19 protein-coding genes are annotated in these 19,383 nt (G+C 38.4%); 12 read left to right on the forward strand and 7 right to left on the reverse strand.

Annotated features, from left to right (window positions below):
- Positions 1-23 precede the first annotated feature (23 nt).
- Entirely contained in the window at positions 24-581 is a 558-nt protein-coding gene (locus WBM70_RS08935; RefSeq protein WP_424558163.1) for a DedA family protein, read from the reverse strand.
- Between the two features lie 138 nt (positions 582-719).
- On the opposite strand from WBM70_RS08935, the gene WBM70_RS08940 reads away from it, so the two are divergent.
- The 6 genes from WBM70_RS08940 (at position 720) to WBM70_RS08965 (ending at position 8,176) form a co-directional block, all read left to right on the forward strand.
- Positions 720-1,172, forward strand: a complete 453-nt coding sequence (locus tag WBM70_RS08940; protein ID WP_424558164.1) for a bacteriohemerythrin — start codon at positions 720-722, stop codon at positions 1,170-1,172.
- Positions 1,173-1,260: 88 nt separating this feature from the next.
- Positions 1,261-2,175, forward strand: a complete 915-nt coding sequence (locus WBM70_RS08945; RefSeq protein WP_424558165.1) for an AEC family transporter — start codon at positions 1,261-1,263, stop codon at positions 2,173-2,175.
- 82 nt (positions 2,176-2,257) lie between these two features.
- The gene (locus WBM70_RS08950; protein WP_424558166.1) at positions 2,258-3,499 is read left to right on the forward strand and encodes a saccharopine dehydrogenase family protein; all 1,242 of its coding nucleotides are present in this window, start codon (positions 2,258-2,260) and stop codon (positions 3,497-3,499) included.
- Between the two features lie 3 nt (positions 3,500-3,502).
- Positions 3,503-4,258, forward strand: coding sequence for an ElyC/SanA/YdcF family protein (locus WBM70_RS08955; RefSeq protein ID WP_424558167.1), 756 nt, complete (start codon positions 3,503-3,505; stop codon positions 4,256-4,258).
- Positions 4,258-4,962, forward strand: a complete 705-nt coding sequence (locus WBM70_RS08960) for a TIGR02453 family protein (protein WP_424558168.1) — start codon at positions 4,258-4,260, stop codon at positions 4,960-4,962. The genes WBM70_RS08955 and WBM70_RS08960 overlap by 1 nt, the downstream gene beginning before the upstream one ends.
- A gap of 46 nt (positions 4,963-5,008) precedes the next feature.
- The gene (locus WBM70_RS08965) at positions 5,009-8,176 is read left to right on the forward strand and encodes an acyl-[ACP]--phospholipid O-acyltransferase (RefSeq protein ID WP_424558169.1); all 3,168 of its coding nucleotides are present in this window, start codon (positions 5,009-5,011) and stop codon (positions 8,174-8,176) included.
- Between the two features lie 303 nt (positions 8,177-8,479).
- On the opposite strand, the gene WBM70_RS08970 is transcribed toward WBM70_RS08965, so the two are convergent.
- The 3 genes from WBM70_RS08970 to WBM70_RS08980 form a co-directional block, all read right to left on the reverse strand.
- A complete protein-coding gene (locus WBM70_RS08970) occupies positions 8,480-8,851 on the reverse strand; it encodes a DUF2237 family protein (RefSeq protein WP_424558170.1) in 372 nt (123 codons plus the stop codon).
- A gap of 34 nt (positions 8,852-8,885) precedes the next feature.
- Positions 8,886-9,323 (reverse strand): hypothetical protein, encoded by a 438-nt coding sequence (locus WBM70_RS08975; RefSeq protein WP_424558171.1) that lies wholly within the window; start codon positions 9,321-9,323, stop codon positions 8,886-8,888.
- Between the two features lie 112 nt (positions 9,324-9,435).
- Positions 9,436-10,812, reverse strand: a complete 1,377-nt coding sequence (locus tag WBM70_RS08980; RefSeq protein WP_424558172.1) for a protein-disulfide reductase DsbD family protein — start codon at positions 10,810-10,812, stop codon at positions 9,436-9,438.
- Positions 10,813-11,002: 190 nt separating this feature from the next.
- Between WBM70_RS08980 and hrpB the strand changes: the two genes are divergently transcribed.
- From hrpB to WBM70_RS08995, 3 genes are all read left to right on the forward strand, one after another.
- On the forward strand, positions 11,003-13,492 hold the full coding sequence (gene hrpB / locus WBM70_RS08985; protein ID WP_424558173.1) for an ATP-dependent helicase HrpB: 2,490 nt from the start codon (positions 11,003-11,005) through the stop codon (positions 13,490-13,492).
- A gap of 110 nt (positions 13,493-13,602) precedes the next feature.
- Entirely contained in the window at positions 13,603-14,469 is an 867-nt protein-coding gene (locus tag WBM70_RS08990) for a DMT family transporter (protein WP_424558174.1), read from the forward strand.
- 41 nt (positions 14,470-14,510) lie between these two features.
- The gene (locus tag WBM70_RS08995) at positions 14,511-14,624 is read left to right on the forward strand and encodes a hypothetical protein (protein ID WP_424558181.1); all 114 of its coding nucleotides are present in this window, start codon (positions 14,511-14,513) and stop codon (positions 14,622-14,624) included.
- 32 nt (positions 14,625-14,656) lie between these two features.
- Here the strand turns inward: WBM70_RS08995 and WBM70_RS09000 are convergent, their stop codons facing one another.
- Complete coding sequence (locus WBM70_RS09000) at positions 14,657-15,319, reverse strand: YqjF family protein (RefSeq protein WP_424558175.1); 663 nt, start codon at positions 15,317-15,319, stop codon at positions 14,657-14,659.
- 158 nt (positions 15,320-15,477) lie between these two features.
- Between WBM70_RS09000 and WBM70_RS09005 the strand changes: the two genes are divergently transcribed.
- Complete coding sequence (locus WBM70_RS09005) at positions 15,478-15,834, forward strand: DUF2237 family protein (RefSeq protein WP_424558176.1); 357 nt, start codon at positions 15,478-15,480, stop codon at positions 15,832-15,834.
- A 145-nt stretch (positions 15,835-15,979) separates the two neighbouring features.
- A complete protein-coding gene (locus WBM70_RS09010) occupies positions 15,980-17,065 on the forward strand; it encodes a methyltransferase (protein ID WP_424558177.1) in 1,086 nt (361 codons plus the stop codon).
- A 177-nt stretch (positions 17,066-17,242) separates the two neighbouring features.
- On the opposite strand, the gene WBM70_RS09015 is transcribed toward WBM70_RS09010, so the two are convergent.
- Both WBM70_RS09015 and WBM70_RS09020 read right to left on the reverse strand, forming a co-directional pair.
- Positions 17,243-17,638 (reverse strand): hypothetical protein, encoded by a 396-nt coding sequence (locus WBM70_RS09015; protein ID WP_424558178.1) that lies wholly within the window; start codon positions 17,636-17,638, stop codon positions 17,243-17,245.
- Between the two features lie 71 nt (positions 17,639-17,709).
- Positions 17,710-18,459, reverse strand: a complete 750-nt coding sequence (locus WBM70_RS09020) for a 16S rRNA (uracil(1498)-N(3))-methyltransferase (RefSeq protein ID WP_424558179.1) — start codon at positions 18,457-18,459, stop codon at positions 17,710-17,712.
- Between the two features lie 170 nt (positions 18,460-18,629).
- Here WBM70_RS09020 and WBM70_RS09025 point away from each other — a divergent pair.
- Positions 18,630-19,383, forward strand: a 754-nt coding sequence (locus WBM70_RS09025; protein ID WP_424558180.1) for an iron-sulfur cluster assembly scaffold protein, incomplete at its 3' end; no start/stop codon positions are given.

Consider the following 19,383-nt stretch of genomic DNA (forward strand, 5'->3'; position numbering starts at 1 on the left):
GTAGGGTACTTTATTTCTTATGACTACTTTTTCTTCTTAGTCATATTTTCCATCACGAACCATACAGTACCAATGATCGAAAATAAGATCACCGGTGCAATCCATGGGTTTATTTTAATATACTCAAAGACTGAAATGATCGCTTCACTTGAATAGTAGGCACTCAAACCTATGGTCAATACAAACACGATAGATGCAAACACATTATAAAATGCAAACTTTTTAAAATCATATTTAGCTAATGCCATAGAAAGAGGTACCAATGTCTTAATACCATAGAGAAACTTCTGTATAAAGATCGCCCAAATCCCATATTTACGCATGATAAGTGTGGCAAGGGCTATTTTACGTTTGTGTTTGGCAAAGTAAGGCTGTATCTGCTTTTTCTGGTATTTTCCAAGATAAAAAAGAAAGAGATCTCCTAAAAAGTTTGATACGGTTGCTACCGCTAAAGCTGTGGTCAGGTCCATTTTTCCCATAAATGAAAATACACCAGCTGCAGCAACGATGAAAAGGGAACCGCCAAATGCAATAAATGCAATGGCCAAATAACCCCATGTCTCTAAAGACGAAAAATCCATAAAATATCCTAAAATTCTAATTAATGAATCATATCTAAAATAAATAAATGATTCGAATATTCTCTCTCTTGATATGAATCATTGCTAAACTCTATAATCTTCTGTATGATTACAGATATAAATTCAAAGGAACCCATAATGGCATTAGTATATGTAGAACAAGTTGAACACTTAGATGTTGAAGAGATGCAAGAGACACATGAGGAAGAAATAAAGATCTTAAATGAGATAGAGAAACTTGTCACACAATATAATATGAAGAAATCAAATCTAAATGAACTAGAAGCAAAGTTAGATGAATATATTGACCATGTAAAACAACACTTTGCTAATGAAGAACGCCTTATGAAAAAATATGATTTCCCTTCTTATGAAATGCATAAAACGGCCCACGATATGTTTTTAGCTGACATCGGTTATGCCATCAGGCAATGGAAAAATTTTGGTGATATCAAAAAAATTATCAATTTTATATTTAAGTCACCAGAGTGGATAGTTTTGCATATTAACACTGTGGATGCCCCGACATCCATCTACTTAGCGAAAAAAATGGCACTTGAAACACAGAAGAATGAAGAGACGCCAAAATAAGAACTAGTGAGTGAATAAGTGCACTTTAAAATTGCAGAATTGCACTCACGATATCAATATACAGAGTGAATAGGCTATAATCATATCCATGATAAGTACACTCCTTTCCATCATCTTTGTCTATGTCTTCATACTGTTAGGCTATATGGCTAAACGTATATTCAAAGAAGAGATAAATACAAAAACACTCACTCTCATGTCTGTATACTTTTTACAGCCCTTTGTCACTATCTGGGGTTTTAGTACTGCTAAATTACACACTGAGCATCTTTACGTTCCACTTTTGTATCTTGCTATCATTTTAGCCCTGCTCATTCCCACCATACTTATAGGTAAAATATTGTTTGACGATCCTAAAGAAAGAGCTATCTTCTCTATCGCCGGTTTTGTAGGGAATACAGGAAACATTGGTATTCCATTGGGTATCGCACTCTTTGGAGAAGCTTCTGTCATCTATACGACCCTTATTAACATCGCAAACGTTTTTGTCGTTTATATCATCGGTGTCTACATCTATTCAAGAGGTTCATTCAGCATCAAAGATTCTCTCTTTAACATTGTGAAGATCCCTATTATCCCAGCTTCTGTAATTGCCATATTAATTAATATATATGACATACCTTTAAGTGCCGAGATACAGGAGTTTTTCAAAATGGGCGCTTATGCAGGTATCGTCTTACAGCTCTTTTTACTGGGTACTTTCCTTCAAGGTATACGTATCAAAGAGCTACATCCAAAACTCTTCATAGGGACCATAAGCCAAAAGTTCATCATTGTTCCCTTAGCTACAGCTGTCATACTCAGCTTTACGAATCTACCGCTCTTTGTTCAAGGTGTTATCTTTATGGAGATGATGGTACCTTTGGCTGTTGCCAACATCAACCTGGCTTCTTTGTATAACTGCAGGCCTAAAGATGTGACTTCCCTTATATTACTGAGTACACTTTTGTTTATGCCTCTGCTATTTGGCCTAAGTTATGTCATAAATCACTACTATTTGTGATAAAATAACCCTATAATTAACCTATAACTTTTATTGGAGTCCCCATGTTAAGAATTAAAATTCAATGCAAGCGAGGCACTAAATGCTGAGTCGTACTAAAAAAACCCTTATCATCGGTGCCGGCGGCGTAGGAAATGTTGTTGCTTTTAAGTGTGCTATGAATGCTGATACGTTTGGAGAGATCACCTTAGCAAGCCGTACAGTAAGTAAATGTGATGCTATCGCTGCAAATGTAAAAGAAAAAACAGGCGTGCAGATACAGACACGAACAGTGGATGCAGATTCTATACCTGAACTTAAAGAACTCATCGCTGCTACCGGTGCGAGTATTGTCATCAATGTGGCATTGCCTTACCAGGATCTAACCATTATGGATGCCTGTGAGGAGATGCAGGTAGATTACCTCGATACGGCAAATTACGAACATCCTGATACGGCTAAATTTGAGTACAAGGAGCAGTGGGCCAGAGATGAAGAGTTTAGAAAAGCGAACATCATGGGCTTACTGGGTAGCGGATTTGACCCTGGTGCAACCAATGTCTTCTGTGCCTATGCACAAAAGCACTATTTTGATGAGATACACACGATAGACATTCTTGACTGTAATGCCGGAGATCATGGGTATCCTTTTGCAACCAATTTCAACCCGGAGATCAACCTTCGTGAAGTTTCGGCAAAGGGACGTTATTGGCAAAAAAATGATGATGGACAAGGTGAATGGATAGAGACTGAACCTATGGAGATCATGCAAGTGTGGGACTACCCGGAAATTGGACCAAAAGACAGTTACCTTCTTTACCATGAAGAGATGGAATCTTTAGTAAAACATATCAAAGGTCTCAAACGTATCAGATTTTTTATGACATTTGGACAAAGTTATCTTACACATATGAAATGTCTAGAAAATGTAGGCATGTTAGGGATCAAAGAAGTTGAACATAAAGGACAGAAGATCGTACCTATGGAGTTCCTCGCTACCCTTCTTCCAGATCCGGCAAGTCTTGGACCACGAACCAAAGGTAAAACCAATATCGGTATCTTCGCCAAAGGTATCAAAGATGGTAAAGAAAGAACGATCTATATTTACCAGATCAGTGACCATGAAAAATGTTATGCTGAAGTGATGAGCCAAGGTGTCAGCTATACAACAGGAGTACCTGCCATGATAGGAGCGAAACTCATGCTAGAAGGCAAGTGGCAAGGAAAAGGTGTCTTCAATATGGAAGAACTTGACCCTGACCCTTTTATGGAAGAGATGAACAAACAGGGGCTTCCTTGGAAGGTAATGGAACTTGAAGCTGATGAAACACGTGTTGTATCATAAGATATGGATTTCATACTTAAAAAAGCTGTTTCTATATTCTTAATGCCCCTCTCTATCGGGGTGATGTTCATCGTTTTTGCATTTATACTAATTAATATTAATAAGATCAAGAAAGCAAAAATGATGCTTATACTAAGTGTTTTATGGCTCTTTTTATTTTCTTATGCACCCCTTGCCAATATACTCTTACATAAGATGGAGTCCAACTATCTAACACTTTACACAGCGCCAAAAGATATCAAATATATCTATGTTCTGGGTGGAGGACATGACACAGATGAAAGTTTACCTATTACCTCGCAGGTAGTTGAATCTTCTGTTGTGAGACTTAATGAAGGTATACGCCTTTATCAGCAGCTACATCAAAAAGCAAAGATCATTGTTTCTGGGTACCATGGTCTATATGATACTACAGAACATGCTGTAATGCAAAAAAGATTGGCTGTATCCCTAGGTGTCAATGAAAAAGATATTATTTTACATCTTGGCACTCGAGATACCCAGGAAGAAGCCCAAGCAGGCAAAAAGTTATTAGCTGATGAACCATTCATATTGGTCACTTCTGCATCACATATGACACGTGCACTAAAGTTCTTTACCCATGAAGGACTTAACCCTATACCAGCACCGACCAACCATTTGGCAAGTACACAACACCCAAACTATACGGATTTTTTCTCCTCTGACGCACTTGAAAAGTCCCATATTGTATTTCATGAAATACTCGGTCTGATCTGGCAAAAGATAAAAGGGATATGATGCAGTTTACAGGTTTTCCCAAAGAGGGATTAAACTTCCTTAGTGATATCATCATCAATAACTCCAAAGAGTGGCTTGATGACCATAAAGATGCGTATGAAAAGTATATCCTCATACCCAACAAAGCCTATGTCGAAGAGATGGGTGAGCACCTGCAGATACTGGTACCGACCATTCATGCGATACCCAAAATCAATAAATCACTCTTCCGCATCTATCGAGATGCAAGATTTCACAGGCTCGATCCCATCAAAGAACGAATAGGTATCATCTTTTGGCAGGGAGCTACACACCGTATGCAGAGCAGCTATTTTTATATGCATTATGACCCGTTTGAGATATTTGTCGCTACGGGTATACGTAACTTTAAAGCTCCCCTACTCTCTACCTACAGAGAGTACATCAAAAATGATGCAAAAAGAGAAACCCTGCATCATATCCTGGAAGAACTCAAGAGTAAAGGTTATAGTATCCCTGAAGCCCAATATAAACGTTATCCTCTGGGATTAGATAAAGACGATACATATGCCTACCTTTATCTCTATGGTTCCATGTATGCCTATACTACATTCCCTCCCGATGAAACCTTTCACTCTGAAGCTATTATTGATAAGAACTTCAAGATCTATGAAGATATGCTTGACTTGCATCAATGGGTCTATGAACTTACATGTGTTGAAAACACGCAAGAAGAATTCTGCTAAACTATAGCTATCCAAGTCTAGTAAAAAAATAGGACGAGAGAAGCACATGGTATCACTTTTTAAGATCGCTGGGTTCACACCTTATATACTCATTATCATACTCAATGCCATGACTGACCTTGGACACAAGATCATCTTGCAAAACACCATTTTTAAATCCTATGAGGGTCCGGAACTTATTATACTCACGGCTATAGTCAACGCTTTGATACTTCTACCATTTATTTTTCTCTTTTCTCCAGCGGGTTTCATCTCTGATAAATACCCTAAGACCAAAGTGATAGAGTACGCATCTATGGCTGCAATTGGTATCACGACATTGATACTCATCTGTTACCATATGGGCTGGTTTTGGTCAGCATTCGGTTTGACCTTTATTTTGGCAGCACAGAGTGCCATCTATTCACCTGCTAAATATGGACTTATCAAAGAGATGACCGGAAATGAGAAACTGGCAGAGGCTAATGCCCTCGTACAATCTGTGACTATTGCTTCTATCCTTGCAGGTGCCGTGGTCTACTCTATCTTCTTTGAACATCTCCTACAAGATGCAAGCACACTACCGTCAGAGATACTCACTTACATTGCACCTGTAGGTTATATGCTTATAGGTGCAAGTACGGTAGAGTATCTTTTGGCAAGACGACTTGCAAAAAAGTTCAAAGCTGTACAATTTGATGAAAGTATGCCCTTTGAGGCTAAAGAGCATAAAAGTCTCTCATATTTGAAACAGAACCTCTCTGTTATCAAATACAATGAAACGATCTGGTTAAGTATCATCGGTCTTTCCATACTTTGGGGTGTTTCACAAGTGGTTTTAGCCATATTTGGAGAGCATCTCAAAAGCACACTGGACATTACCAATACGATCATTGCGCAAGGCTTATTGTCACTCGCTGGCATAGGAATGATACTGGGTTCAATGTTTGCAGGACGCGTAAGTAGAAACTACATTGAAACGGGCATTATACCTCTAGGTAGTTTGGGTGTAGCCCTTTCACTCTACATGATCCCCTCTCTTCACTCTTTATGGTCATTGGGTACAGCCATTTTATCTTTTGGATTCTTTGCTGGGCTAATTATTGTCCCACTCAATGCATTGATCCAGTTCTCTTCACCGCATAACATACTGGGTAAAGTCCTTGCAGGTAACAACTTCATGCAAAATGTAAGTATGTTTCTCTTTTTGATACTCACTGCTGTTTTTGGATACTTTCAATTCTCTGCTATAGGACTGTTTTATATCATATCTACCATTGCTTTTATAGGAATGGTCTATACTTTTATCAAGTTGCCACAGTCTCTTGTCCGTTATATGCTTCGTATGATCATAGGCATAAAATACAGCTTACATGTCGAGGGCCTTAAACATATTCCTGCAGATAAAGGCATACTTCTCTTAGGAAACCATGTATCATTTTTAGACTGGGCGATCTTACAGATGGCATATCCAAAACAGATACGTTTTGTAATGGAAAGAGTCTACTATGAGAAATGGTATGTCAAACCATTTATGGACTTTTGGGAAGTTATCCCCATCTCTAGCAGAGGGAGTAAAAGTGCATTGTCAAAAGTAACTGAAGCACTGAATAACGGTGAAACGGTTGTACTTTTCCCCGAAGGCCATCTTTCACGTAACGGACATTTAGGTACATTTCAAAGAGGTTTTGAAGTGGCAACCAAAGAGGTAGAAAATGCTGTGATCATACCTTTTTATCTTAGAGGACTCTGGGAAAATAACTTCTCTTATGCCTCCCAAAAGATGAAACGCAAAAAAAGCAAAGATATTACTGTGAATTTCTCAAAAACTATCGATATTCATTCCACTGCTTCAGAAGTAAAAAAATCTGTATTTGATCTCTCTGTAGAAAGCTGGAGACATTATGCAGAGTCTCTGCCTTCTATTCAAAAAGCATGGATCCGTTCGGCTAAAAATGTAGGTAAGAGACTTTGTATAGCAGATACTACCGGTGTTGAGCTGAGTGGAAATAGATTTATAACCGCAACACTTATGATGGCAGCATCACTCAGACCCAACGTAAAAGAGAGTCAAAACATAGGTCTGCTATTGCCTACTTCCATAGAGGGTTCGATGGCTAATATGGCTCTGCTTACGCTGGGAAAGACCATTGTAAACCTGAACTATTCCAGCGAGGAGAAGAATCTACTTCATGCGATAAATAAAGCCAATATCACTAAGGTCATTACTTCAACACAATTCATCACCAAACTCAAAGCTAAAGGCTTTGACATGACCAATATACTGAAAAACGTTGAAGTCATCTGCCTTGAAGACATTCAAGAGAATATGAGTCAAATGAAAAGAGTATTAACACTTATGATGGTGAAAGTATTACCAGTATGGTTATTAGGTATATTATGGATTAACGACAGTAAAGCAGGTGAGTCTGCAGCGATACTCTTCTCTAGTGGAAGTGAAGGTACGCCAAAAGGGATCGAGCTAAGCCATACAAATATCATGGGGAACATCAAGCAAACCACTACCCTGCTCAATCCAACAGACAATGATGTGATATTGGGAACCTTGCCTATTTCTCATTCATTTGGATTAACTGTGACAACGCTGTTGCCATTGATAGAAGGTATCCCTGTTGTTTGTCATTCTGATCCTGCAAATGGTTTGGGTATAGGGAAAATAGCTGCAAAATACCAGGCGACCATTCTCTTTACTACCGCTACTTACCTTAAACTCTACACTCAAAACCATAAACTCATTCCACTGATGTTCAAACATTTAAGACTGGTAGTAACGGGGGCAGAAAAATTGCCTATGGAAATACGCAATGAATTTAAAAAGAAGTTTGGACATGATATCTATGAAGGATATGGAGCAACTGAAACCACTCCTGTTACTTCATGTAATATACCTGATGTCCTCATGCTGGATTCATGGAAACCACAAATAGGTCAAAAGATAGGTACGGTGGGGCTACCTTTACCAGGATCAGCTTTCCGCATCGTTGATCCCGAAAGTTTTGAGACACTTGCGACAGGAGAAGACGGTATGATACTCATAGGTGGCACCCAGATCATGAAAGGCTATATAGGAGATCCAGAAAAAACAGCTTCTGTGATCAAAGAAATCGACGGTATAAAATGGTATATCTCAGGAGATAGAGGTCATCTGGATGAAGACGGTTTCCTCACGATCATAGACCGTTACAGCCGGATGGCCAAAATAGCAGGTGAATAGGTCTGGTAGAGAGTCATATAAGAAAAATACTCACGGAAGAAATGTGATACCTAAAGATCTATTATGAACTACACATTCATTGCACACTAATGCGTTAATATCGATCAGTGACAGTACATATGAAAGTAAACGGAGACCTACGAGATTTTTTCTGGTAACACTTCCTTTAAGATGACTTTATTAAGTCTTTCTACTCCGTTTGTCTACAATGTAATGTCACTTTTAAGATTGTAAGATCACTCACTGAACATCATTACAAAGTTACTCCTCCAAAAGAGAAAGTCTACGATTATTTTTCTTTATTTATAGATCGATAGCATATTGCTTCAATGTCTCAAGGTCGATCAATTCAAGCATTTTTTGATGTGTAGCATGTATAAAGATCTGGGGTGCCATACCGTCCATGTGCGCTTTAACGAAACTATGTCCGCCAAGACACCAGCTTTGTCCAGGTTGAACACCAGCAAAGTTATATTCTGGCATAGGTGTAGAGAGATCATTTCCTACTTTTTTGGAATAGGCTAAAAACTCCTCTGTCGCATAGATACAAACGGCATGTACAGCAGGATTATGATCACCTGTATTACAATGTCCATCCCTATGAAAACCCGTAAGAGGTTTCAAACTACAAGGTTCTAAAGGTTCACCCAAAACATTTAACGATTCATCCATCATGATATATCCTTCGTGCTAATTTGAAAAATTATAGCTAAAATAAACAGCCTGTAGGTAAAGGTTCCTGTTTTTCCAGAGCTTTTGGAAAATAAGGTAGATTTGTAACTTTTTGAAAACCCGTATGGACACTCCCTTTAAATACATCCCCCACATATCCTTCTTTGTTCATATGTGCACGAACATAAACTATATCATTTGGCATGATGGCTATCTTCCCACCTGAACGAGTAAAAGGTTGAGTATCAGGATGTGAGTGCACGAGTATCCGTCTGTAGAGCAACTCACCCTTTTCACTTACAACTTCCCACCAGTCAGCATACTGCTGACATCCAGTCTCTGTGCTTTTGAGTGTCACCTTAAAAATATATCCCCCATCACTGCCTTGTGTTGTTACGGCTGTCACATCAGCCCGTATGGAATTTGCGGTACCAAAAGTAACTAATCCAAGTAGTATGATGATTATTTTCTTCATGATTTAGATTCCTTCCACAATAAAGTATCATTTTATAGTATCAATGTCTTTTAATGATGGGGGCTCATTATGTTTGTTTTCCCATGATTTTATCCATTTTTTAGAGAGTCTGCTACTCTGCTATCAAATCGAGTGTATCATAAAATTCTTCTGGTTCTTGATAACCGTAAAACTTTGCATCTTTTAATTCTTTACCCTCTGAATCTAAAAACACAAAACCTGGAGGTCCAAAAACTTGGAACATTTGTTTAAGTTCATCTATCTTCTTATCTGTTTTATCGCTCATATTTACACTCACGGCAACATAATCATTTTTGAGTTTTTCCTGCACTCTTTTGTCTTTAAATGTCGTGTCTCTCATATGCTTACAGACAGGACAGGTATCTGTATGAAAAAAGATTATCATTGTTTTTCCCTCATCCATGACTTGACGTCTTTTTATCTCATAAGCCGTAAAGTTGGCTATCTCTTCAAAAGGCATTGCACCAGATAGTTTTACTTTAGGACTACCTTCAACATAGGTCACAGAAGCTTTAGGCAATGGATGATAAATATCCTTTTCTCCATACCCTGCCCCGACAAGAAGTATGGTACCCCATATGAGTAACACAGTGGCAAAGGCTTTTTGGAGTTTTTCCCATCCTGTGCTTTTTAAACTTAATCGCTGCATCGCACCCAAATAGATACTGATGCCCACAGCATAGACACCCCAAAGAAATAGTGTATTTAGAAGTTCTAAAGTTGAAAATATCTCTATAGCAACGCCAAGAAGTAAAACACCAAAAAAGTACTTTACTTTATCCATCCACATCCCTGCTTTAGGAATGAGATACCCTGCGCCAAAACCTAATAAGATCAAAGGTACACCCATACCAAGAGCCAAAAAGAACATGGTTAAGGCACCAAGTGTGGCATCAGATGTAGAAATGGCCACAGATAAAAATGAGATCAGTACTGGTGAAACACAGGCACCCAGTATAAGTGCAGAGATCATCCCAAGTAAAAATACCATACCCATGTTTCCACCCTTAATACCCTGGGTTTCCGCATTAAGTTTAGACTGTATAAAAGAGGGTAGTTGAATGGTAAAAAGTCCGAACATAGAAAGAGCCATGACAACAAACACTATGCTGATCGCAGTAATCGCCCAAACATTTTGAAAATATGACTGTAACTGTTCACCTGTAGCGCCTGCCAACGCACCCATGATGGCATAAGTCACTGTAGTTCCCAAGACATAAGACACAGCAAGCATCACGGCTTTTGTTTTGGTCACATCCTCACCCTGTCCCGCAATAATACTGGAAACTATAGGCACCATAGGCAAGACACAAGGTGTAAATGTAAGCAGTATACCCGCTATAAAAGCCCCTAAGACTATGCTCAGTATTCCTTGACCCGCCATTTCCGGACTTGCTGAAAAAAGTACAGAACTTAAGAGTAAATAGAGTACGGGTATAAAGATAAATCTTTTTTTCATTTGGTACATAACGGTTCCTTAGATTTTATAGTTTAATATACACACTAACTCTGTAGTTTGTGTGTAATACCTCACTTTTAGAAAGTAACTCTTTTTTCTATTTACGGATTTGGGTTTTACAGACAAGATTATACACATTTTAGTGTATACGTCCATTTATTTGGATAAAATTTATAAAAAGGTACTCTACATATACAACATGCAAACCCTACCCATTAACCAAGTCATACCAGAAGTCAAACAGAAACTTCATCAGCACCAAAGTGTAGTCCTTCAGGCGCCACCAGGATCTGGTAAAACCACCGTTTTACCACTGGAACTACTGAATGAACCATGGTTAAAAGACAAAAAGGTCATTATGCTGGAACCCCGCCGTTTGGCTGTACGTACTTCAGCGCAGCGTATGGCTGAACTTTTGGGAGAGAAGGTTGGTAAACGTATCGGGTATCAGATAAAAATGGAATCCGTCCAGAGTCATGAGACACAGATACTCATCGTCACCGAAGGTATACTCACACGTAAACTTCAACAGGATCCCAGCTTAGAAGATATAGCACTCATCATATTTGATGAGTTTCATGAGCGTTCATTACATGCAGATCTTTCTTTGGCATTATCACTGGAATCACAAGCCATTTTACGAGAGGATCTCAAGATCCTCATTATGTCTGCGACACTCAATACTTCTGCTATTTCAAAGCTCTTAGACAATGCACCTGTAATTCAAAGCGAAGGACGTACTTTCCCCGTGGAGCGTATCTACCTACCTACAGATACTGTGGCACCTACTAAAAAAGAGTTACCTGTATTTGTCCATAGACTGCTACACAAGATCATCCAAGAGGAGGAAGGAAATATTCTTGTATTTCTATCTGGTGTCAAAGAGATAAAAGCAGTTGAAAAATATCTCAATAGCTCTAAACCTAAAGATATGTATATCTCAACACTCTATGGAAATTTGAATAAAGAGGATCAAGACAGAGCCATACAATCCCCACCTGAAGGATTTAGAAAAGTCGTACTCAGTACCAATATAGCCCAGACTTCTTTAACCATTGAGGGTATTAAGATAGTTGTAGATGCCGGGCTTCAAAATGTCTCGGTATTTAATCCATTTTCAGGAATGAACAAACTTGAGAGTAGTTTTATATCTGAAGATTCGGCCACACAAAGGGCTGGACGTGCAGGACGTTTATCTGAAGGGAAAGCCTATCATCTCTGGCATAGATCTAAAATACTTTTACAACATGATGTACCGGAAATACTCTCAGCAGACCTTAGTCAAATGCTCTTGGAACTTGCGCTTTGGGGTAATGATTCCATGGAAACACTTTCATGGATGGATATACCTCCTGCCTCATACATCGCCCACGCTACCAAACTTCTACATCAACTAGGTGCACTGGACATAAAGGGTGACATTACGGCACATGGAAGAGCTATGAGCCGTTTTGGGCTACACCCAAGACTGGCACATATGATGCTAAAAGCACAAGCACTTGATCTTGGATACGAAGCGTCACTTTTGGCTGTGCTGATCACAGAAAAAGAGATCTATCATAATGCTTTTGGCTCATCAGATATACGTGAGCGTGTACGCGTCTTACACGATGTTAGGCAAAATAACAGAGTGAACCCCCAGTACATTAACCTAAAGCAGTGTCACTATTTACTTAAAAATGCAAAACGCATAGAAAAGATACAGAAAGAGACTATTAATGAAGAGATGTTAGCCGTTCTTTTGGCTTTTGCCTACCCTGACCGTATCGCTAAACAACGCCATGAAAACCTTAATGTCTATCTACTCTCTAACGGTAAAAGTGCCTCTTTGCATAAAACAGACGAACTCTTTCACTCCCGTTTTTTAGTCATCTCTGATTTAGATGCCCGTACCAAAGACGCGACTATTTATAAAGCCATAGAAATCACCCAGGCTCAGATAGAAGAGCACCTTAGTGATCAGATACATCAACATGATGATGTCAGCTGGGATGATGAGCAACAAAGGGTGAAAGTACGTAGAATCAAAAGTTTTGGTGCCATACCTTTAAGGGAAACACAGATTATGAATGCCTCAAACGAGGAAGTACTGGATGTACTGATAGAAGCTTTAGAAGAGTTGGGGCTGGAACAATTATACTGGAGTAAAGAAGCACAGATACTTAGACAAAGAGTGAACTTTCTCAATCAGCACAACATGGCGTTTCCAGATTTTTCAGATGCCTATCTTTTAGACCATCTTGATGTCTGGCTGGCACCTTATCTAAATGGTCTAAGCAGCCTAAGAGCCTGTCAGAATTTAGACTTTCACAACATCCTTTTAGGGCAAATGAGTTTTGAACAAACACAAACTCTCGACGACTTGGCTCCTACTAAATTGAAAGTAGCCAGTGGCTCTCATATCGCTATAGACTACAGTGATTCTGATCAACCCATCCTTGCAGTAAGATTACAAGAAATGTTTGGGACCAAAAGTACCCCATGTGTACTGGGAGGAAAAGTAAAACTCATGATACACTTGCTCTCTCCCGCCTCACGTCCCATGCAAGTCACCCAAGACCTTGAAAGCTTTTGGACAAATACCTATGGTGAAGTCAAAAAAGAATTACGAGGAAAATATAAAAAACACTACTGGCCAGATGACCCACTCACAGCTGTAGCTACCTCTAAAACCAAGAAACATATGTAACTCTTTTTACTACCAATTGAAATTTAGATATTAAACTGATCTAGCCCTAAAATTGAGCATGGTAACCAGAATGTTTAAGCTACAATACACAAAAACACAGAGGAAACACAATGACCAAAGAACGAGAAGGCGAGTTACTGATGTTAGGACTTACTGTACTTGAGTCTTGGTTTCCCATACTTTCCATCGTAGCTATGTCTTATGTAGGTGCCTTGCATACGTATATGTATAGCCTTGCTATCGCTTTCTTTTTTTATATTGCTATTATGTACAAACGTGACCGTTTTAAAGAACTTAAAAACAGAGCAGCATACAAAGATCTGCTCCTTACAACCTTTTGGATCACCTTCATTTTTACACTCATCTTCATAGGCATGCGCTACACAACAGCGGGTAATATGGCAGTCATTGTCTTTTTACAGGTACTCTTTTCTTACCTCTACTTCAATGTTTTTGGTAAAGAAAAAATGGAAACCATTCATCTCATGGGTGTGGTTATCATGGGAACTGGAGCACTCATCATACTCTTTCCAGAAAATTTTGAATTCAACAAAGGTGACTGGCTCATCTTGGCTTCTGCAGCAGCTGCACCTATAGTCAACCTCTACCAAAAACGTGCACGTGCGTACTGTTCTGCTGAGACCATCTTAGGGTTTAGAACAGTGGTCGGTTTGCCTTTTGTGGCACTATTGGCGTACCTACTGGAACCTTCTGTAAGTTATGATAATTTTATGTCTGCCTTACCATACCTGTTTCTCATAGCCACAGGTGTCTATGTAGTCTCTAAGATCATGTGGATAGAAGCCCTCAACCGTATGTCCATTACGAAGTTATCCGCCATGTTGGCACTCCTGCCTGTGATGACACTCTTTTTTGCTTACCTCTATTTAGATGAAGTACCTGAGTTTCGTCAGATGATGGGTATAATCCCTGTACTTGTGGGTGGATATTTGATCACCAAGCCTGTGAAGGATTAAATGATCATTTTAGACTTTGATACAATCTAAAGAAATCTCTCATTGTTTATATAGACACTGACTTTCATCTTATACTGAAGCGCTTGTCAGCAAAAGAACGTGATAAACGGCCTTTACTTCAGGATGAATCTAGAGCAAGTGATTTGTTTAACTAACGTATAGATATATATAAAGAAGTTTTCATCTCTTAGATTCTAGTTAGTTTATTGGTTTGCACATCAATATGTTTACAAAACAAGATATCTGGGTGCTGCGTTTTGAGATGATAGGTGTCCAATACTGATATATTGGAATTTTCTACACTTGCTGTACAAAGTTCCCAAGGTTTGTGTGATATTTCACCTTTAAAACTGACCCCTAAATATTTATTGGCAAAGAAGTATCTCTGTGTTGCCCAAAATGCAAAAGTTTCTTTATCATACACTTTTGATTCTGAAGTAATTTTATATTGCGTTTGAAGTTGAATTTTAGAGTTTCTAAAAGAGGTAACTTGATTTTCTTGATTTTCATATTTACTAGCTCTATAGGGCAAGCCATAAAAAACCCTAGCTCCAAAAATGGAGACTAAGCTATCCACATCTAAACTTAAAAATAATACCCCTGGTCTATTATCATGAATTATATACGTTCTTACATTGAGTTCATTATAGTGCTTAAACCATGTGATACTACCTGTTGCTTTATGCTTTACGTTTGTCATTTTCATAGAAACAAGACCTAGATAATATTTGCCTTCAAAACTATCAAATGTACAATTTTCGGGAAGATACTTTTGCAATATATTTATATCTTCTATCTCAAAATGTTGAAAGAGAAGATTTTTCCATGTTTGCTTCCAACCTTTTTCCATAGTGTTTCCTTGTATGGTTCATTTCAAAGTATTATAAAGAAGATTCTAAACATTTAGTATAGTAAATTTGTCTTTTTAGAGGTTAAACATACAAGAAAATCGACCCAGCTTTAAAATAAAGTTTAAAAGAGTATTATCTTTTTAAAACAAGGATAAACATGCAAACAAATATTTTAGGAACAAACTTAGAGGTTTGTTGTTCAAGCCCAGTGACAGGCTATTATAGAGATGGAGTTTGTAGAACTTCTGAAGAAGATACAGGAACGCATACTGTTTGTGCCATTGTCACAACAGCGTTTTTAGAGTATTCAAAGAGTAGAGGAAATGATTTAATGACTCCTGCTCCGCATTTTAATTTTCCTGGGCTTAAAGAAGGTGATAAATGGTGTTTGTGTGCGTTACGATGGAAAGAAGCGTATGAAGCTGGCTGTGCCCCTAAAATCATCGCAGAAGCAACTTCAAATTTAACCACAAGGTTTGTAGAAAAAGAGGTACTTTTAGAATATAAAGCATAGCTCTTTACAGGTATAACCTATATCTCTTCTCAGTGTTCAGAGGATTTACCGCTCTGTACTATGAAAGAAAATAAAGAAATTGTTAAAGCGATCAATATTAGGGGTAATATAAAAAACCCAAGCATAAGATAAAGGGCATAACACTATGAATAAAGATTTACAATCTATCCAAGCAGATAGACCAGATATTATTACTACAGAGATCGAAGCTATAAGCTTCTACCGTAAAATGGATACTGAGGCAACTGTTAAAGATATGATTGCAGGAAAGTATGTGCTTGTCGAAGAATTTTATAGCAATGGTTTGCAAGTACTAAAGGAATTAAGAAAGAACCTTTTACTTAAACATACAGACAAAAGTTTTCAAGGACAACGTGAGTATCGTGCTGCTTTTAGAGAAGCTTCTCATAGATTATTACTCAAAGTAAAAGACAATAAACTCACTGTTAAAAAAGGCCCTGATAGTGGTTGGTTGACATTGTTATATCCTGATGTATTTGAATTTTATGTCTCTTTTCCTGACATGCAGGGGATGAACAGCTCATGGCAGTGGCATGAGAAGGGACTCGAGATCAAAACTTTAAATTTAACGCTTCATCCCTTTTATGGTACATATTTCCCTACACGATTTGATCATTTAAAGTTATTTGACAAATGGTTGAAAAAGTATAATGGAGAAAAAAACAATGCCATCGACATAGGTGTAGGAAGTGGTATTTTAACCTTTCAACTCATTCAAAATGGTTTTAAAAACATCTTCGCAACGGACAGCAATAAAAATGCCATTATCGGTGTTGCAGAGGAAAGTAAACGACTAAGATTTGAAGAGTTGATCACACTAAGTCATGGTGATCTATTTGAAAACTGTGATGTGAAAGCTGATTTGATCGTGTTTAATCCTCCTTGGTTACTTGCAAAATATGCATTGGAAGAAGGCATCGATAAAGCCATGTATTATGAAGAGGACCTCTTCCCAAGGTTCTTTGAACAAGCACAAGAGCACCTTGCACCTGATGGAAAAATAGTCCTCATATTTTCAAATCTAGCGCAAGTAGTCGACAAAGAAAGTCCACACCCCATCATAGAAGAACTACGAAATCATAACCGTTTTAGAAAAGAACTGCACCTCACAAGAGATGTAAGAGCTTCATCAAGAAGAACAAAACGTAGAGATTCCAGAGAGAATGAAAAAGTGGAATTATGGGTTTTAGTACCAAAGGTGAAGAAATAGTAAAAGGATTACTCATTGGTGTACGACAACATAGTTTTGATAGGCTTTATGGGAAGTGGTAAAATCAGTGTCGGTAAATCTCTTGCAAGGCAACTCTATAAAGACTTTATGGAAGCCGTATGGGAATAGTATAGTAAAAAGAAGGTGAGTTGTAGTTCTTACCTAACACCTATTCTTTTATACATCAAAAGATAGATTGGCAAATGCCCCTTCGGCACTTAGTGCATTCTTATAGCGGGTAGCAAGTACCCTTACCTTTTTGGTCTGCATATCACATATGGCAATGCGAAAGCTCATACCCATTTGTGGCTCGACGATGCAGATGATCTTTCCTTCATATTCTCGTGTGGCGTGGATGATACCCTGTAGTTTTGGGAAAAAGTATTTCGGATAACTTAGCGGTGTGATCTCAACGATCTTTATCTGATCGTGTTTTTCAAGGGTGTCGAGTATAAGCTGTGCATCTTCCATACTCTCAAACTGTACACACCAATCATCAAAAACTTTATTGAAATTTTTTAGATCTTCATCTAAAAAACCTCCAACAAGTGACTGTAAAGCAAAAATTCCCATTTATAGTATCCTCTATTTTCAAGGCCAAATATTAGCACAATAATGTTTTGGGTATGAGAAGTAAGTGACCATCATGCCTCTAACCAATGACCAAGTAACACATTCACCACAGTCTCAGTTCGTAGGATCCTTTGTCCTAAACTCACAGATGTACAACCATGTTGGCAAAGTAAGTCAACTTCATAGTCTATCCACCCGCCTTCTGCTCCGATACATAGTACCTTTGGCATAGTGTCTTTATGGTTGGTCTTAGACTTTGCAATATCAAGATAGGTTTTCCAAGACTGCGTGGCATAAGGATGAGCGATCACTGCATGACTTTGCTCCCCCTCTGCATTTTCATCTACCAGTAAAGCAGGAAATTCGTCTTCAACAAATGGCTTAAAACGTTTTTTAAACTCAACAACGAGTGGCACAGTGTCTATGGCTTGCTGTAGGCCTTCAAAAACAAACTCATCTATGCGGTTTAGTAGTGGGCTTTGCCAGTAACTTTTTTGACTACGGTAACTATTGACGATGATGAGTTTATTGACACCAAGAGATGTCATATCCATAATCAATCTGCGTAGCACTTTTGGCCGGGGCAAAGCAAGAACAACGGTTAGATCAAGTTTAGCGGGTGGTTTTTTATCTAGAGTAACATCAGTGAGAAGGACTTCATTATCGTTGATATGAGTGATAGTAGCCTTGCCTATGTTTCCACCAATCTCACCAATGGTTAGGCTATCCCCTACCTGACATTTGAGTACCTCTTTTATATGGATAACTTGTTCTGGGTCACTAATGCTTGTAGCGTTTTTGGGTAATAAAATACAGTTCAAATGATGACCTCATCAATAGTAGGTTGTGATATACTTCATACTTTAGCAACCCTATGCTGAGAAGAGGCTTCTTAGTGTTTAGAAAGCGTATCTCAGTTTTTAATGTACTTATTTTAGACTACTTTTAGTTTACCCTGATAGAGTAGAGTCAAACGCATAAAGGAGATAGAATGGAAGAACTTCTCAATTTTAAACCCGAAGTCGGTATAAAAGTTTCCCTCTTTATAAGTGATCCTAAACATGCTGGTATTATTACCCAACAAGAAGCGGAAGATTTGGGTGCAAAACTATTTACATACACCTATGGTAGCGAAGCTATAGGAGAACAAACAACATGGTACTGGGCAATCAATGCTGAAGATAACACTATACTCTTAGCCCGTTATACCTACTTTGGACCACCTACTGGTATCGCTGCGTATGATATGTTGGCACTGTTATGTAAAAATAAAACCGTACATGCTGCTTCCCTCATGACCTATAAAGGACTGGAACGTTTTCTTAGAGATAACCCTACTACACCTGCCATTGCACCTTCAGATAACTATGTTGTCACCCTGGCTCTTGATTCTGTTTTAGAAGCTTCTAACGAGTACTATGGTGTTGCCTTGGGACGTGAAGACTTGACCGTGCCTTGCAAAGATACACCTATGAGCCTGAGTGCCATAAAAATAAGCATAGCGCTTCATGATATTCAAACACTTAAAACACTGAGACAGTACACTAAGGCTGGCACGAATGATACAAGTTGTCATGAGACACTTGAAACGCTGCTACTAGACAACAAAAAGGTCACAGAAGTAAAAAAAGAGACAAGTGCTACAATATCTGACATCCCATTTCGAGAGATGGACAGTAAAGAAAAGATCATCGCTGTTAACCAAGTCATAGACGGATCTGTACGTGAGTTTCTTGTTATGGATG

Origin of the sequence: Sulfurovum sp. (assembly GCF_049668085.1) — a bacterium.
GTDB lineage: Bacteria > Campylobacterota > Campylobacteria > Campylobacterales > Sulfurovaceae > Sulfurovum.